General features: G+C 30.9%; 14 protein-coding genes and 2 tRNA genes. 6 read left to right on the top strand and 10 right to left on the bottom strand.

Annotation, left to right across the window (positions count from 1 at the left end):
* Positions 1-7: 7 nt before the first annotated feature.
* Positions 8-727: a head GIN domain-containing protein gene (locus tag ACY0M5_RS03140; RefSeq protein ID WP_461630783.1), complete on the top strand. Its 720-nt coding sequence runs from the start codon at positions 8-10 to the stop codon at positions 725-727.
* A gap of 256 nt (positions 728-983) precedes the next feature.
* Complete coding sequence (locus tag ACY0M5_RS03135; protein ID WP_461630782.1) at positions 984-1,412, top strand: VanZ family protein; 429 nt, start codon at positions 984-986, stop codon at positions 1,410-1,412.
* Here the strand turns inward: ACY0M5_RS03135 and ACY0M5_RS03130 are convergent.
* Both ACY0M5_RS03130 and rpiB read right to left on the bottom strand, forming a co-directional pair.
* Entirely contained in the window at positions 1,407-1,850 is a 444-nt protein-coding gene (locus tag ACY0M5_RS03130) for an RrF2 family transcriptional regulator (protein WP_101311150.1), read from the bottom strand. The two genes, ACY0M5_RS03135 and ACY0M5_RS03130, sit on opposite strands and share 6 nt — an antisense overlap.
* Before the next feature lie 129 nt (positions 1,851-1,979).
* Positions 1,980-2,420 (bottom strand): ribose 5-phosphate isomerase B, encoded by a 441-nt coding sequence (gene rpiB / locus ACY0M5_RS03125; RefSeq protein ID WP_101311149.1) that lies wholly within the window; start codon positions 2,418-2,420, stop codon positions 1,980-1,982.
* A gap of 856 nt (positions 2,421-3,276) precedes the next feature.
* Between rpiB and ACY0M5_RS03120 the strand changes: the two genes are divergently transcribed.
* The 3 genes from ACY0M5_RS03120 to ACY0M5_RS03110 all read left to right on the top strand — a co-directional run bounded on the left by ACY0M5_RS03120 (position 3,277) and on the right by ACY0M5_RS03110 (position 5,158).
* Entirely contained in the window at positions 3,277-3,657 is a 381-nt protein-coding gene (locus tag ACY0M5_RS03120) for a response regulator (protein ID WP_124994527.1), read from the top strand.
* A 136-nt stretch (positions 3,658-3,793) separates the two neighbouring features.
* Positions 3,794-4,816: a Holliday junction branch migration DNA helicase RuvB gene (gene ruvB, locus ACY0M5_RS03115; protein WP_461630781.1), complete on the top strand. Its 1,023-nt coding sequence runs from the start codon at positions 3,794-3,796 to the stop codon at positions 4,814-4,816.
* Between the two features lie 12 nt (positions 4,817-4,828).
* Complete coding sequence (locus tag ACY0M5_RS03110; protein WP_461630780.1) at positions 4,829-5,158, top strand: hypothetical protein; 330 nt, start codon at positions 4,829-4,831, stop codon at positions 5,156-5,158.
* A gap of 51 nt (positions 5,159-5,209) precedes the next feature.
* Here the strand turns inward: ACY0M5_RS03110 and ACY0M5_RS03105 are convergent, their stop codons facing one another.
* From ACY0M5_RS03105 to ACY0M5_RS03090, 4 genes are all read right to left on the bottom strand, one after another.
* Positions 5,210-6,073 carry a sensor histidine kinase gene (locus tag ACY0M5_RS03105; protein ID WP_124994529.1) on the bottom strand — a complete coding sequence of 288 codons (864 nt, stop codon included), beginning with the start codon at positions 6,071-6,073 and terminating at the stop codon, positions 5,210-5,212.
* A 280-nt stretch (positions 6,074-6,353) separates the two neighbouring features.
* The gene (locus ACY0M5_RS03100; protein WP_124993290.1) at positions 6,354-6,455 is read right to left on the bottom strand and encodes a bacteriocin class II family protein; all 102 of its coding nucleotides are present in this window, start codon (positions 6,453-6,455) and stop codon (positions 6,354-6,356) included.
* Positions 6,456-6,522: 67 nt separating this feature from the next.
* A complete protein-coding gene (locus ACY0M5_RS03095) occupies positions 6,523-6,624 on the bottom strand; it encodes a bacteriocin class II family protein (RefSeq protein ID WP_124993290.1) in 102 nt (33 codons plus the stop codon).
* A gap of 67 nt (positions 6,625-6,691) precedes the next feature.
* Entirely contained in the window at positions 6,692-6,793 is a 102-nt protein-coding gene (locus ACY0M5_RS03090) for a bacteriocin class II family protein (protein ID WP_124993290.1), read from the bottom strand.
* A gap of 500 nt (positions 6,794-7,293) precedes the next feature.
* Here ACY0M5_RS03090 and ACY0M5_RS03085 point away from each other — a divergent pair, with 500 nt between their 5' ends.
* On the top strand, positions 7,294-10,011 hold the full coding sequence (locus ACY0M5_RS03085; RefSeq protein ID WP_461630779.1) for a CHAT domain-containing protein: 2,718 nt from the start codon (positions 7,294-7,296) through the stop codon (positions 10,009-10,011).
* 333 nt (positions 10,012-10,344) lie between these two features.
* Here the strand turns inward: ACY0M5_RS03085 and ACY0M5_RS03080 are convergent, their stop codons facing one another.
* The 4 genes from ACY0M5_RS03080 to ACY0M5_RS03065 form a co-directional block, all read right to left on the bottom strand.
* Positions 10,345-11,115, bottom strand: a complete 771-nt coding sequence (locus ACY0M5_RS03080) for a hypothetical protein (RefSeq protein WP_461630778.1) — start codon at positions 11,113-11,115, stop codon at positions 10,345-10,347.
* On the bottom strand, positions 11,087-11,653 hold the full coding sequence (locus ACY0M5_RS03075) for an RNA polymerase sigma factor (RefSeq protein WP_124993293.1): 567 nt from the start codon (positions 11,651-11,653) through the stop codon (positions 11,087-11,089). The genes ACY0M5_RS03080 and ACY0M5_RS03075 overlap by 29 nt, the downstream gene beginning before the upstream one ends.
* Positions 11,654-11,978: 325 nt before the next feature.
* A tRNA-Val gene (locus ACY0M5_RS03070) sits at positions 11,979-12,053 on the bottom strand.
* Positions 12,054-12,082: 29 nt separating this feature from the next.
* Positions 12,083-12,157, bottom strand: a tRNA-Val gene (locus tag ACY0M5_RS03065).
* Between the last annotated feature and the right edge of the window lie 11 nt (positions 12,158-12,168).

The following is a 12,168-nucleotide window of genomic DNA, read 5'->3' as shown; positions in this document are numbered from 1 at the left end:
AATAGTTATGAATCCAATTAGAAAAATATTTTCATTAGTATCGATTCTGTTTATCAGCCTTATATGTATATTTCCTGCTCAGGCAGATGGAGTAAAAGGCAATGGAAATGTGCAAACAGAGGAAAGAGAAGTAAGCACCTTCGAAACCATTAAAGTTAACGGTGCCTTTACTATTATTCTTTCTCAGGATGATGATTACAGCCTAAAAGTAGTTGCGGATGAAAATCTTATGGATATTATTAAAACCAGGGTTAAGGGCGACGTACTTTATATATCAACCGAAAAGAGTATTTACAAATCAAAAGAATTAAAATTATACATTGGTTTTAAACATCTTAGCGGATTAAAAGCCAATGGTGCAATTTCTTTAAAGTGTGATCAAATGCTTCGTTTTGATGAGCTAGATATTGAAATAAACGGTGCATCTTCTGCTGATTTAGAACTTTCGGCCAATCGATTAACAATTGATAATAGTGGTGCTTCAACTATTAAATTAGCTGGTAAATGCGACGAAGTTTCAATTGATATTTCCGGCGCAGGAAGTGTAAGCGCCTACGATCTGATTGTAAAAAGAGGCAGTATTGATATTAGTGGAGTTGGAAGTGGTAAAGTTTGTGTAGAAGAAGATCTTCGGGTAAGTATCTCAGGAATTGGTTCGGTTAAATACAAGGGCGAACCTAAAATTACAAGTGATATTTCTTTTCTGGGCAGCTTAAAAAAGTACTGATTAAAACAGCATATTAACTTAAAAAGGAATCAAATTGATTCCTTTTTTTGTATCCAATAATTACCGTATAAAACTACAAACACTCAAAATTACATATCATAAATATACACTATTTTACAAGTGGCGGATCAATTGTTTCCTCTTTATAATCACCTAAAAGTGAAAATTCTCCTTTGAGAGAAAAGAAAGTATTCTCCTGAAAAAATAAAAATCTTAAAAATGCGTATTACCTTTGAATAAAATTCAGCAAAACTTTATGAATACTAAATTATTTTGGAGAAACATTCTTTGGGCAGTTGTCATTTTTATTCTATGCTCAATTCCTGGAGATGATCTTCCCAACACTCCACTAATATCAATACCACACTTCGATAAACTTGTTCATTTCGGAATGTTCTTTATAATGGGAATTTTCTTATTTGCAGAGCTAAGTATTCAAACGAAATTAAAACGTATTTATAATGCAGTAATTATACTATTATTAATTGCCTTTTACGGAGGCTTAATAGAGTACCTTCAGCAAAACTATTTCGTACATAGAAGCGGCGATTATTGGGATTTATTCGCTGATATTTTAGGAGGTGTTTTTGCTATAATAATGTATCCTTGGCTAAAAAAACAAAAGGACTTGCTGTTGAACCACAAGCCCTTTAATAAGATATCTTTTTTTAAGAAAATATTATAAACTAATAAATTCTTCGGCTGTTCCCATTTCATCTATTAATTCACCAATCGTTTTTCCATTAAATAAATCATAAATGGTTTGTCGGATACTTCCAAATTGATTATGAACCGGACAAGGTGATTGTTTATTTGTGTGTGTTTTACAGGGTCTCATACCAATCAAACAGTTCTCGAACATATCCAATCCATCAACTATTTCAACAATATTCATTAATGTTATTTCAGATGGCTTTTTGCCCATACCAAATCCACCATGAGGCCCTTTTGTTGAAGTAAGCAATTTTTGTCTGGCTAAACTTTGCAATATTTTGCCCAAAAATGGAGTGGGAATTTCTAAATCTTCCGAAATCTTTTTGATTCCAATTTTCTTTCCTTCTGTGCCATTCAGCGATAAATAAATTACTGAACGAATTGCATATTTACAGGTATTCGATAACATTCTTTCTATTTAGTATTACTCTCATATTCATCTAACAATCAGCACAAATATAACAATATTTACTACTAATAAAGCATCTTTAATTCTTTAATTCCTTATTTAGATTCTGTTTATCAAAAAAATAACACTCTATTTTAAAGGAATTTTATCTATTCGAGTTTGGTGTCTACCTCCTTCAAAATCAGTTGATAAAAATATTTTTGCAATCTTTTCTACTTCTTCGTAAGAAATAAATCTAGCTGGAATTCCACACACATTTGCATTATTATGCAACCTTGCTAATTCAGCAATTTCAGAATTCCAACACAATGCCGCACGAATTTTTTGATGCTTATTTGCTGTCATGGTAATTCCATTGCCACTACCACAAAGAGTAAATCCAAAATCAAATTTCTCTGACGCGACAGCTTCTGCTAATGGATGAGCTGTATCCGGATAATCCATACTAGCTTCCGAATCGGTACCAAAATCAGTCACCAAATAACCGTTTTTCTTTAAAAATTCTCCAAGCCTATTCTTGAATTGATAACCTGCATGATCTGATGCAATAGCTATTTTTAGTGTTTTCATATACTTGTTATTTCTTTTTTATTTACCATATCGAACTTTCAATGCAGAAATAATTATCTCTCTGTGTGTCAAAATCGATTTGGCATGGACGTTTCAAATTTGTAATTTTTCAAAATAAAGTAGAATAAAAATTGTTTAATTTTTAATCTATTCTTTAAAATCCACAAAAATATTTCATTGTTTAAGGATACAAAACTAATTAAAATTACTCATTTGCTTGAAAAAATGGGATTTTAATATATCTACATCCAACTGAATAAAAACAATGAATGATAATACTGTAAATCTGACACTTACATTATAATCTCACAGCTATCAACATTTTTGTTCACATTCAGTTAACATACTGTTGATTTTTCCTTACTAAATTTTACAATCTTTTCTTTGGATCATACAATTTCCTGATTGTATAGAAAAAATATTATTCCATTACAAGTTTATTTTTCATTTGAAGATTTACATCTCTCAACAGGTTTTCAACAGACTGTTAATATTAATAAGATAAATTTTTATTAATATTCATCGTTATCAACAACTTGTTAATAACGTTAGTATTTCACTGAAAATCAAATGTGATAAAATTAACAATACCTGTTCATTTCCTGTTACTAGGTTTAATTTTAATTAAAAATCAATAAAATACGGAAACTCTTACCAACAGTATTAACAGGATATATTAATCATTATATTCTTTTAAGAAATTTTAAAAAATAAATAATAATATTAGACTTGTTGATAAGGGTTAATTGGGTTCTTTAAACTTGAAATATATTCAAATCATTAGTTCGATCAAATATCTGGTTTTTGTAATGATTTTATTATCTTGCATTGCATTGAAAAATCCACGAAATACAATATGAGCTGGGAAACAAAAAACTATTCCATTTTATTAGTTGAGGATAATAAGTTAAATCAAACCGTTGTTAAATTTACTTTAAGACGATATGGTTATTTAATTGATGTTGCCAATAACGGAATAGAGGCAATTGAGATGTTTAAACAAGGCAATTACGATTTTATTTTAATGGATATCATGATGCCTGAAATGGATGGATTAGATGCAACGAGAGCAATTCGAAATCTGGAGAATGGTCAGAAAATTCCAATTATAGCTTTAACTGCAGATATCATGATTGCCAACGAAGAAAAATGTCTGAGAAATGGTATGAATGGTCATATCGCGAAACCTTTTGAAATTGATAATTTGTTTAAAGTGCTAAAAAGTTTAGATCTTTAAATAAATTTGCAGCTTCAGTTTTATCCTTGAAAAGGATTTAATCTTATTCTGGATGACCTATCAATAAATTTCCGTAACCCTTTTTGTATAAATCACTTCATTGTTTACAAATGAATGTAGTCAAATTTTGCTTCTAATGGAGGATCACTTGGATATCAGAGATAATAATTTTTCGGACAACGAAAAAGAGTATGAAAAGAAATTACGACCTCTTGAATTTAGTGATTTTCGAGGTCAAAAAAAGACAGTTGAAAACCTGAGCATATTTGTTAAGGCGGCAAAAATGCGGGAAGAGGCTTTGGATCATGTACTGCTTCATGGACCTCCTGGATTGGGAAAAACAACACTTTCAAATATTTTAGCCAACGAATTGGGTGTTGGATTAAAGATTACTTCGGGTCCGGTAATGGATAAACCAGGAGACCTTGCCGGGCTTTTAACCAATCTTGAACCTAACGATGTGTTGTTTATTGACGAAATTCATCGTTTAAGTCCGATTGTAGAGGAGTATTTGTATTCCGCTATGGAAGACTTCAAGATCGATATAATGATTGATAAGGGGCCCGCTGCACGTTCCATCCAACTTGAATTAAATCCTTTTACGTTAATTGGTGCAACAACTCGTTCGGGTTTACTAACTTCACCTTTGCGTGCACGTTTTGGAATAAATTGTCACTTAGAGTATTACGACCTTCCTGTTTTAACTAAAATTGTGGAAAGATCTGCTAAAATTTTAAATGTAGAGATTTCTCATGAAGCTGCAGGCGAAATTGCTTCACGAAGCAGAGGAACACCACGAATTGTGAATGCACTTTTAAGAAGGGTTCGTGATTTTGCTCAGGTAAAGGGAAATGGAAATATAGATTTGAGTATTACTAAATTCTCTTTGGAAGCATTAAATATTGATAAACACGGTTTGGATGAAATGGACAATCGAATTCTAAATACTGTGATTGATAAATTTAATGGAGGGCCGGTTGGTATTTCTACAATTGCAACTGCTGTTGGTGAAGATAGTGGTACAATCGAGGAAGTTTACGAACCGTTTTTAATCAAAGAAGGATTTATTAAAAGAACGCCTCGAGGAAGAGAAGTAACTCCTCTGGCGTATACACATTTGGGTAAAAACAAATTTACTGACCCTGAATTACTTTTTTAATAGCAAGAACAGATGAATAAAATATTACCAATTGTTTATACCATTGCAACAATACTAATTATTATTGGTGCCTTATTTATTTTACAAGCTGAGAAATACGGATTGGCTGTTTTAAGTCTTGGACTTGTTCTTAATGTATTTTACAGATTTAGTACACTAAATTATGAAAGCGTTAAATCATTTAAAATTTTGGATGTTCTGCGTTTGGCAAATATTCTGTTTATGATTGTAGCTTGTATAGGATTTTTCTACGACTGGAATCAAAAGTTCAACTTTTTGATGCTTACAATCGTATTTGACCTCCTATTGAATTTAAAAGAAATATCCTTTAAATCGAAATAAAAAAAAGGAGCTTGTGACCAGCAAGCTCCTTTCTATTACCTAGTAATTTTCCTAAATAGCAATATTCTTTTTAATAGTAGATAAAGAATATATATCGTTAATATTAAGCTTTAAAATAGCTTCAATTTTTTCTTTTAAAATGATGTTCGATTCTGAATATTTTAGAGGAATTGTAAAATAAAAAATGGAACCTTGTCCGAGGTGTGAATCTATAAATAATTTACCACCCAAAAAGTTTACAATTTCTTTGCATAAACTCAAACCTAATCCGGCACCTGAATAAATTCTTGTGTACGAATTATCCACTTGCGTGAATTTTTTAAATATTTGTTCTTGTTCGTTTTTGTTAATACCGGGACCAGTATCTTTTACGTAAAAAAGAATATTATTTCTATCCTGAATTGCGCAACCAAAATCAATTTCTCCTTTTTCAGTAAATTTCACTGCGTTTTCTAGAAGATAGGATAGAACCTTTGTTAATTTGTCAAGATCCGTGAATATTTTAATTTCTTGAAGATCTTCAGTAAAATTTAGAATTAAATTTTTCTGAGAATCATTAATATTCTGTTCGAATATAGAATACAATTGGATAAATAAAGTGTGAACTGATATTTCCGATTCATGGAAATTCATAGAACCACTTTCTAATTGGGAAAGTTCAAGTATTCTATTAAATAAATCCAACAATTCTTTACTGCTGGTATTAAGAATGTTAGTAAATTCATTTCGCTCTATTTTTGAAAGAGAATCATCACGTAATAATTCTGAAGCACCAATAATAGCATTCATTGGCGTTCGAATTTCATGTGACATATTTGCAAGAAAAGAATTTTTAAGCACTTCTGCCTTGGCAGTTTTAGCTTTTTCTTCTTTTAGTAATTGCTCCAGTTCTTTATATGTAGGACGTCTCTCCATGCAAATGAATTAGGTCTCAATAATAGAGTTAATTAGTCTTTTGTTTTTTACATTATTTAAAAACAAGTACACTAAGTCTTATTGATAAAATCTTTATTGGAAATATATATTGGGTTTATTTAAACAATGCAATCATCACAAATACATATATCTGTCATTTCGTTTACACCACCTTTAATTAAGTGTAATTCTTTTGTGGATACTTCTTCAAAATTATTCATGGGCTCAGTAAATATAATTTATTCAAACTACTTTGTCAATATTTTGAAGAGATACTTATTTACACGATACAATCGTCACAAATACTTACATCAGTCATCTCGTTGATACCACCTTTAATGTTTTGTAATTCTTCCTGAGATACTATTTCAAAATTTTTCATTGCTGTTTGGTTTTATTAGTCAATACTAGGTTTACTATAGGAAATTTGGATTTGGTCAATTGGGTACTTACACGATACAATCGTCACAAATACTTACATCAGTCATCTCGTTGATACCACCTTTAATGTTTTGTAATTCTTCCTGAGATACTATTTCAAAATTTTTCATTGCTGTTTGGTTTTATTAGTCAATACTAGGTTTACTATAGGAAATTTGGATTTGGTCAATTGGGTACTTACACGATACAATCGTCACAAATACTTACATCAGTCATCTCGTTGATACCACCTTTAATGTTTTGTAATTCTTCCTGAGATACTATTTCAAAATTTTTCATTGCTGTTTGGTTTTATTGGTCAATACTAGGTTTACTATAGGAAATTTGGATTTGGTCAATTGGGTACTTACACGATACAATCGTCACAAATACTAACATCAGTCATTTCGTTGATACCACCTTTGATGTTTTGTAATTCTTCCTGAGATACTATTTCAAAATTTTTCATTGCTGTTTGGTCTTTTGTTAGATTAGGATTGTTTAAGTTTTTTATCGATTACACCCCTTTATTCCCTTTTTTTGAAAAAGGTAACCCTGGAAACAGACTTTTTTTTAAAGAAAATAAAAAAATAGCCCTATATTTAGATCTTTATTAGTCTTATTGTTTGGTGTAATTAATTGTTAGTAAGAATATTATAAAACTCAACTTGAGCGTGAAAAATTTTCTAAAAAAGATTCTTATTTTTCCTCTTTTTCCTCTTTTCCTTCTCTTTCTATTTTGTGGGAGTACTAATTCTAACTATAATTCCGAGATAGACAATCTCTCTACTTTTGACAAAATGAATCCTGATTCTTTATTACAAGAACAGTTCAATAGAGCAGTTGGTTTTTTACGAAAAGGAGAATTTGATTATTCTGTTCAATCTTTTGAAAATGCTATTGGTACTATTAATCAAGGTGGATTAGTTGATAAAAATCTGATTTACAGGACTTATGTGAATTTTGGAGTTTTATTAAACAGAGTGGGAGATCGAAAAAGAGCTTTGGAATTTTATACTATTTCGGAGACTTTTACAATTGAAAAATTTGGAGGTATTTCAGAAAAGTTGATTCCTATTTACATTAATAAAGGAAACATTTTTAATAATTACGGAGATTTAATAAAAGCACAAAATTATTATGAAAAGGCTTTATCATTGATTGATCCGCTAAAAGAGTCAAGGTGGTTATCTGAAATAAATCATAATTTAGGAGTAATTTTATATAAAAATGGAAATTATTCTAAATCATTAGATTATTATTTAAGAACATTAAAATTAAAAAAACATAATAAATTTCAAAGTAGTTCTACAACTATCAATAATATCGGTAATTGCTATAAAAAACTGGGAAAATATCAAGATGCTGATTTATATTATAAAAAAGGTATTTCAATAGTGAAAGGTGAGAGTGGTTCTAATTATTATTTATTAGGGGATCTTTATTTGAATTATGCTGTTTTTCAGGATGAAATTGGTAGTAGCGATAATGTTCTTTCTTATTTGAATCTGGCATATCAAGTATATGACATAAATTTTGGTACTAAACATCCCGGTACAGCTCATTGTTTAAAGAATTTCGGTGATTACTACTTTAAAAAGAAAGATCATTTAAATGCTTTAAAATATTATCAAAAAGCTTTAATTTCAGAATTGGATAATTTCAATAATAGTACAGTTTACATCAATCCAACAATGGATGAACTGGATCCACAGCTTTCCATTTTAGAAATTTTAAAACCCAAGGCTGTTACTCTTCGTTATTTATACGATAAAACCAATAGTATTTCAGATTTGGATTTTAGTTTACAAACCTATGATCTTTGTTTGGATATTATCGATAAAATTAGAATTGCCTATCAGGATGAAGAAAGTAAATTTGCTCTTTCAAAAAATGAAAAAGAAACGTATAATCAAGCAATTGAAATAGCAGTAAAATTGTATCAACTCACAAAAGATGTAAAATACAAAGAGAAGGCTTTTATATATTCTGAGCGTTCAAAATCGGCTAATTTACTGTCTTCACTAAACGATGTGAATGCAAAAAATTTCGGAGGTATTTCAACAGAATTGCAGGAGAAGGAAACAAATTTGAAGTTGAATATTGCTAAGTATCGTGAGTTGGTTCATGACGAAAGAAGAAAACAAACACCTGACCGGGATTCCATTAGCGGATGGCAAAATGTACTTTTTAATTTGAATGAGGAATACAATCAAATGGTTCTTCGTTTTGAGGAGGATTATCCGGAGTATTACGCACTGAAATACGATACCAAAACCATCGATATTGAAGAATTACAGAGCAGGTTAAGCGATAATGATTTACTGATTGAATACTCAATTTCTGATTCAGCGCTTTTTTCTTTTGTAATTACAAAATCTAGTTTTGAAGTTGAGCGGGAGAAGATTGTGAAAGATAGTTTTGATTATCATTTGGAGGAGGTTCGTAATTGTCTGAAAACGAATGATTTTGCGAATAATAGTGTTGCTTATTATCAAAAATATACAAAATCAGCTTATTTATTGTATCAATATTTATTGAATGGTAAAGACAGCCTGTTGACCGGTAAAAGTCTTCTCATTGTTCCTGATGATAAAATGGCCTATATTCCATTTGGTGCGCTTTTGAAAAAGGAAGCGGATTCTACAACGATGAATTATAGAAATCTCGAATATTTAATAAAATATAATTCAATTACTTACCACAATTCAGCGACTCTTGGTTTCAAAAATCATTCGAGCAGCTATGGATTTTCTTCAAACAAATCGATTTTAGCTTTTGCACCATCCTATAACGATATTAATGATTCGATATTATTTACAGAACGAGCTTACCGGGATAAATTATATCCTTTGCCTGGAGTAAAGGAGGAAGTTATTAATATATCAAAAGTGATTCATGGCGATTTGTTTATTGATGATATGGCCACGGAAGCTAATTTTAAGGCGAATTCGGGTGATTACGATGTGCTTCATTTGGCAATGCACACTATTATTGATGATGAAAATCCGATGTATTCAAAACTCGTTTTCACACAAAATTCTGACTCTTTACAAGATGGCCTTCTAAACACGCATGAAATTTACAACATGAATTTTAATGCAAGAATGGTTGTTTTAAGTGCTTGTAACACTGGTGATGGTAAGTTATTGAAGGGAGAAGGGGTAATGAGTTTAGCACGTGGTTTCTTCTATGCAGGCTGTCCAAGTGTAATCATGACTTTGTGGACCGTAGAGGATAAGACAGGATCAAATCTAATGAGTAATTTCTATACTTTTTTATCTCATGGATTGAAGAAGGATGATGCTCTTCGTCAGGCTAAATTGGAATATTTAAAAACAGCTGATGCATTAAAATCTCATCCTTATTTTTGGTCTGGATATGTTACTTTAGGAGATGTTGATCCTTTGTATGATGATGGTCTTATTCATAAACTGATGTATTTTGCTTTTGGTTCTGTTGGAATAATTTTATTCTTATTTTTCCGTAAAAAAATCAAAACTAAAGCTGTAGCCTAGAAACAATTTGTTTTGTTATCTTCATTGTATAGTGATGTCTATTTGTTCTATTGAGGTATGAATTTTGACTCATCAAATTGGAACAAAAAGTTATTTATTTGATATTCAATACCAGATCTTTCTGATCAGAATTGAATTTTTTAATCTCTTTTTAATTCTTCTGTGTAATTTAGAAGTCAGAGAAAACTGCAATTATTTTTATTAGAACTATCATCGTTCCCAACCAGGGATTTATTAGTTCTTATTAAGAGTTTATTAAAAAGTTAAATGCATAGGAAAAGCCACCCAATTTTATTGGATGGCTTACTTTATTTTGATGAATGATGAAGTGATCTATTCCAGCCTGTTAATAATTTCTAAAGCTTTTGTCTTATAGAAACTATTTCCCTGTGCAATTACATGGAATTGCTTAAGAGCTTTTTCTTTCTCGTTGGTCATGAGGTAACAAAAACCCAGATACCATTCAGATTGCTCTATAAATAGGTTATTCTTATGCTTTAATACTCTGCTGAAGTTCTTATTAGCTTTTGAGTACTCATTAATTTCGATATTCGAAATACCCGAATAAAAATTGCCTGTGATGTTCGTGCTGTCTTTATCCAATATTTTTTTGAATAAAGTTAAAGCGGTCCGATAATCTTTAGTTTCATAGCTTTTTAAAGCCGTTACCAACAAATTATCAATCATGATGTCAGACGAACGAGTGTTGATTACAACGTTGTATGGTTTATAGTAATTGCTAAAAACTTTATCGTTTGAGTAAGTGGACCGATTGTTCATGATATACATTAAACTCCCGAAACCAATAACTAAAGCAAGCGATGCCGCTGCAATATTCCACTTAGTTAAAAATTTCAGTTTTCGCTTCTGAGTAGGATTAGAAGGTATTTCAATAGCCTCTAATTTGTTTCTAAGATCCATAACGTCTTGTTCCATTATAGCCTCATTAACCTCCATATGAAGGTCAAGTTCCATTTGAAGATCAGAATCTTCGAGTAATTCCTTCTCGAACTGCTTCAATTGGCTTTCTGTTAGATCACCGTCAAGAAAATCCTCGATACGGTCAAAATTCATTTCATTCATCATATACTTCTTTAAATTCATTATCACTTTTAATACTTTCCATTAATGCTTGCTTGCACTGATACTTTTTCTTTTTTGCGTACTTCTCACTCTTGTATCCCATAATTTCGGATATTTCCTTTAAGGAAACTTTGTCAAGAGTTAACTGAAGTACCTTCTTGCAATCTGAACCTAGAAGTTTGAAGTGTTTTTGATACAGCCTGTACCTTTCGGTTTGATCGTAAGTCTGTGTTGCTTCATCCAATCTATTGTCCAAAATAGCTTCCGAATTAATTTCATTGCTATTTTTTCTTTTCTCAAGTTGCTTCAACCATAAAAGTCTACAAATTGAATAGATATAGGTTTTAAAATTACAATTCAGAACCAAAGGTTCTTTTTTCATTTTACGGTAGATTACAATAATGGCTTCTTGAAAAAGATCTCTTGCATCTTCTTCGCTTCCATTATTGTTTTCTATAAAATTCCGAATACTTGGGAAGAACTTGCTGTAGATGTAATTTAATACATCATTGTTGCTCATGCTGATCCCCTCAAGTATCGCTTCCGTAGTGTAATCCATATTTCCTATCCCTTTATTCCTCTAATGGCCAAAAGGTAACCCACAAATAGTAAAAAAAAGTAAAAAAAAATGCACTTTACCATCTAAGTGATTGATTAAGTGACTAATAAAATTTAAATTAAATTGATGTTTTTTTATTAAAAAAATGATCTATTAACATAAACCGATCCAATATACAATATTCTCTTAAATTTGGAGGTTATTGAAAGTTATTTTTTTTGACCACATTAAATGAATATACGGTAGATGTCATAAAAAGATTTATGAATGCATAATTTATTGCAAAAAAAAGATCAGACTTTCTAGTGAAAATCTGATCTTTCCGTGGGCGATATAGGATTCGAACCTATGACCCCTTGGGTGTAAACCAAGTGCTCTGAACCAACTGAGCTAATCGCCCGAATTATTGGGAATATGTGCTTTTTATAGTGGGCGATATAGGATTCGAACCTATGACCCCTTGGGTGTAAACCAAGTGCTCTGAACCAACTGAGCTAATCGCCCTTGCCCTTAAA

Source organism: Labilibaculum euxinicum (assembly GCF_963678175.1).
GTDB lineage: Bacteria > Bacteroidota > Bacteroidia > Bacteroidales > Marinifilaceae > Labilibaculum > Labilibaculum euxinus.
Note: the sequence above shows the minus strand (reverse complement) of the source record. Positions and strands in the feature narration are given on the sequence as shown.

Excerpts from the sequence above, each read along its gene's own strand:
- ACY0M5_RS03105 (WP_124994529.1), bottom strand. The coding sequence starts at position 6,073 with ATGGAGAGACGTCCTACATATAAAGAACTGGAGCAATTACTAAAAGAA.
- ACY0M5_RS03100 (WP_124993290.1), bottom strand. The coding sequence starts at position 6,455 with ATGAAAAATTTTGAAATAGTATCTCAGGAAGAATTACAAAACATTAAA.
- ACY0M5_RS03090 (WP_124993290.1), bottom strand. The coding sequence starts at position 6,793 with ATGAAAAATTTTGAAATAGTATCTCAGGAAGAATTACAAAACATTAAA.
- ACY0M5_RS03120 (WP_124994527.1), top strand. The coding sequence starts at position 3,277 with ATGAGCTGGGAAACAAAAAACTATTCCATTTTATTAGTTGAGGATAAT.
- ACY0M5_RS03140 (WP_461630783.1), top strand. The coding sequence starts at position 8 with ATGAATCCAATTAGAAAAATATTTTCATTAGTATCGATTCTGTTTATC.
- ACY0M5_RS03075 (WP_124993293.1), bottom strand. The coding sequence starts at position 11,653 with ATGGATTACACTACGGAAGCGATACTTGAGGGGATCAGCATGAGCAAC.
- ACY0M5_RS03085 (WP_461630779.1), top strand. The coding sequence starts at position 7,294 with ATGAATCCTGATTCTTTATTACAAGAACAGTTCAATAGAGCAGTTGGT.
- ACY0M5_RS03135 (WP_461630782.1), top strand. The coding sequence starts at position 984 with ATGAATACTAAATTATTTTGGAGAAACATTCTTTGGGCAGTTGTCATT.
- rpiB (WP_101311149.1), bottom strand. The coding sequence starts at position 2,420 with ATGAAAACACTAAAAATAGCTATTGCATCAGATCATGCAGGTTATCAA.
- ACY0M5_RS03095 (WP_124993290.1), bottom strand. The coding sequence starts at position 6,624 with ATGAAAAATTTTGAAATAGTATCTCAGGAAGAATTACAAAACATTAAA.
- ACY0M5_RS03110 (WP_461630780.1), top strand. The coding sequence starts at position 4,829 with ATGAATAAAATATTACCAATTGTTTATACCATTGCAACAATACTAATT.
- ACY0M5_RS03130 (WP_101311150.1), bottom strand. The coding sequence starts at position 1,850 with ATGTTATCGAATACCTGTAAATATGCAATTCGTTCAGTAATTTATTTA.
- ACY0M5_RS03080 (WP_461630778.1), bottom strand. The coding sequence starts at position 11,115 with ATGAATTTAAAGAAGTATATGATGAATGAAATGAATTTTGACCGTATC.
- ruvB (WP_461630781.1), top strand. The coding sequence starts at position 3,794 with ATGGAGGATCACTTGGATATCAGAGATAATAATTTTTCGGACAACGAA.